This window comes from Klenkia sp. PcliD-1-E (genome assembly GCF_024124375.1).
GTDB lineage: Bacteria > Actinomycetota > Actinomycetes > Mycobacteriales > Geodermatophilaceae > Klenkia.
Map to the genome: position 1 here is coordinate 1 of NZ_JAMXRZ010000209.1, position 3,424 is coordinate 3,424.

The following is a 3,424-nucleotide window of genomic DNA, read 5'->3' on the forward strand; positions in this document are numbered from 1 at the left end:
GTGACGGTACCTGCAGAAGAAGCACCGGCCAACTACGTGCCAGCAGCCGCGGTAATACGTAGGGTGCAAGCGTTGTCCGGAATTATTGGGCGTAAAGAGCTCGTAGGCGGTTTGTCGCGTCGGCTGTGAAAGCCCGGAGCTCAACTCCGGGTCTGCAGTCGATACGGGCAGACTTGAGTGTTGCAGGGGAGACTGGAATTCCTGGTGTAGCGGTGAAATGCGCAGATATCAGGAGGAACACCGGTGGCGAAGGCGGGTCTCTGGGCAACAACTGACGCTGAGGAGCGAAAGCGTGGGGAGCGAACAGGATTAGATACCCTGGTAGTCCACGCCGTAAACGTTGGGCGCTAGGTGTGGGGGCCATTCCACGGTCTCCGTGCCGCAGCTAACGCATTAAGCGCCCCGCCTGGGGAGTACGGCCGCAAGGCTAAAACTCAAAGGAATTGACGGGGGCCCGCACAAGCGGCGGAGCATGTTGCTTAATTCGATGCAACGCGAAGAACCTTACCTAGGCTTGACATGTGCGGAAATCCTCCAGAGATGGTGGGTCCGTAAGGGTCGCACACAGGTGGTGCATGGTTGTCGTCAGCTCGTGTCGTGAGATGTTGGGTTAAGTCCCGCAACGAGCGCAACCCTCGTCCCATGTTGCCAGCGGGTTATGCCGGGGACTCATGGGAGACTGCCGGGGTCAACTCGGAGGAAGGTGGGGATGACGTCAAATCATCATGCCCCTTATGTCTAGGGCTGCAAACATGCTACAATGGCCGGTACAAAGGGCTGCGATGCCGTGAGGCGGAGCGAATCCCAAAAAGCCGGTCTCAGTTCGGATTGGGGTCTGCAACTCGACCCCATGAAGTTGGAGTCGCTAGTAATCGCAGATCAGCAACGCTGCGGTGAATACGTTCCCGGGCCTTGTACACACCGCCCGTCACGTCACGAAAGTCGGTAACGCCCGAAGCCGGTGGCCCAACCCTTGTGGAGGGAGCCGTCGAAGGCGGGATCGGCGATTGGGACGAAGTCGTAACAAGGTAGCCGTACCGGAAGGTGCGGCTGGATCACCTCCTTTCTAAGGAGCACTGGCCGCCCAGCATGGCTGGGTGGTCCAGAGCCACGCCCATGCCGAGACGTGGCCCCAGTTCCGGGGTCTGCGCGATGTGTGTGGGGTGGAGCTCGAGGGTGGAACACTGACCAGTTCGATGCGCCGGCTGCTGCTGGCCGCTAGTACAGCCCGATACCCCTTCGCTGGGGTGGGTGGGAACGCGGATGGTGGTGGACGGGCTTCGTAGGCACGCTGTTGGGTCCTGAGAGAGCGGACCCTCCCTGGGTTGCCGGGGTGGGGTTGGCTGTCTTGCGTGCGGGGCCTGCTTGCTCGCCATACCAGCTCGTGACGCGGAGGCGTTGTGGGTGTTGGTGGTGGGTGTGGGTGGGTGGTCGTTCGTTCTTTGAGAACTGCACAGTGGACGCGAGCATCTTGTAGGGCGCATCGCAGATGTCCCGCCGTCATGGGCGTCAGGTCTTCGGGCTTGGGGTTGGTGGTTGGTGGGGTGTGTTGTGGTGGGTCAAGTTGTTAAGGGCGCACGGTGGATGCCTTGGCACCAGGAGCCGATGAAGGACGTAGGAGGCTGCGATAAGCCTCGGGGAGCTGTCAACCGAGCGTTGATCCGAGGATTTCCGAATGGGGGAACCCCGCACCAGTCATGTGGTGTGACCCGCGCCTGAATGTATAGGGCGTGTGGAGGGAACGTGGGGAAGTGAAACATCTCAGTACCCACAGGAAGAGAAAACAACAGTGATTCCGTGAGTAGTGGCGAGCGAAAGCGGATGAGGCTAAACCTCATCGATGTGATAGCCGGCAGGTGTTGTCGGTGGGGGGTCGTGGGACCGATCTTCTCTCTGCTGCCGCAGAGGGCGGGAGTCAGAAAAGTGTGGTGTTAGTGGAAGGCCTCTGGAAGGGGTCGCCGTAGAGGGTGAGAGCCCCGTACACGAAAACGCGCACTCTCCCGTGATTGTGTTCCCAAGTAGCACCGAGCTCGTGGAATTCGGTGTGAATCTGGCGGGACCACCCGCTAAGCCTAAATACTCCCTGGTGACCGATAGCGGACAAGTACCGTGAGGGAAAGGTGAAAAGTACCCCGGGAGGGGAGTGAAATAGTACCTGAAACCGTGTGCCTACAAGCCGTGAGAGCCTTGTGTCCTTCGGGGCAGGGGTGATTGCGTGCCTTTTGAAGAATGAGCCTGCGAGTTAGCGGTACGTGGCGAGGTTAACCCGTGTGGGGTAGCCGTAGCGAAAGCGAGTCCGAACAGGGCGATCTAGTCGCGTGCTCTAGACCCGAAGCCGAGTGATCTACCCATGGCCAGGTTGAAGCGCGGGTAAGACCGCGTGGAGGACCGAACCCACTTCGGTTGAAAACGGAGGGGATGAGCTGTGGGTAGGGGTGAAAGGCCAATCAAACTCGGTGATAGCTGGTTCTCCCCGAAATGCATTTAGGTGCAGCGTCGCGTGTTTCTTGCCGGAGGTAGAGCACTGGATGGTCTAGGGGCCCCACAAGGTTACTGAAATCAACCAAACTCCGAATGCCGGTAAGTGAGAGCGTGGCAGTGAGACTGCGGGCGATAAGGTTCGTAGTCGAGAGGGAAACAGCCCAGATCATCAGCTAAGGCCCCTAAGCGTGTGCTAAGTGGAAAAGGATGTGGGATCGCAGTGACAACCAGGAGGTTGGCTTAGAAGCAGCCACCCTTGAAAGAGTGCGTAATAGCTCACTGGTCAAGTGGTTCCGCGCCGACAATGTAGCGGGGCTCAAGCACACCGCCGAAGCTATGGCACTCCCACATAAGCCCGCCATCTTCCTTCGTGGTTGGTGGCCAGGTGTGGGGGTGGGTAGGGGAGCGTCGTGTGGCGGTGGAAGCGGCGGAGTGATCCAGCCGTGGACGCCACACGAGTGAGAATGCAGGCATGAGTAGCGAAAGGGGAGTGAGAAACTCCCCCGCCGGATGACCAAGGGTTCCTGGGCCAGGCTAATCCGCCCAGGGTGAGTCGGGACCTAAGGCGAGGCCGACAGGCGTAGTCGATGGACAACGGGTTGATATTCCCGTACCCGCGAAGGAACGCCCATGCTGGACCCAGCGATGCTAACCATCCGAACCAGGCGAGATCCCTTCGGGGACGAGTTCTGGGGAGCGTGGGACCCGGACTGGTAGTAGGCAAGCGATGGGGTGACGCAGGAAGGTAGTCCTACCGGTGAGTGGTAGTACCGGTGCAAGGGTGTGGCCCGTCCGATAGGCAAATCCGTCGGACACGTGGGTGAGGCCTGACGCATAGCCGAATGAGGCGAATGGGATGATCCTATGCTGCCGAGAAAAGCCTCTAGCGAGTTCCGAGCGGCCCGTACCCCAAACCAACTCAGGTGGTCAGGTAGAGAATACC

2 rRNA genes are annotated in these 3,424 nt (G+C 59.7%); both read left to right on the top strand.

Going from position 1 to position 3,424, the window contains the following annotated elements:
- Positions 1-1,066: ribosomal RNA gene (locus NH342_RS22410) — 16S ribosomal RNA — on the top strand; the annotation flags it as partial.
- 491 nt (positions 1,067-1,557) lie between these two features.
- Positions 1,558-3,424: ribosomal RNA gene (locus NH342_RS22415) — 23S ribosomal RNA — on the top strand; the annotation flags it as partial.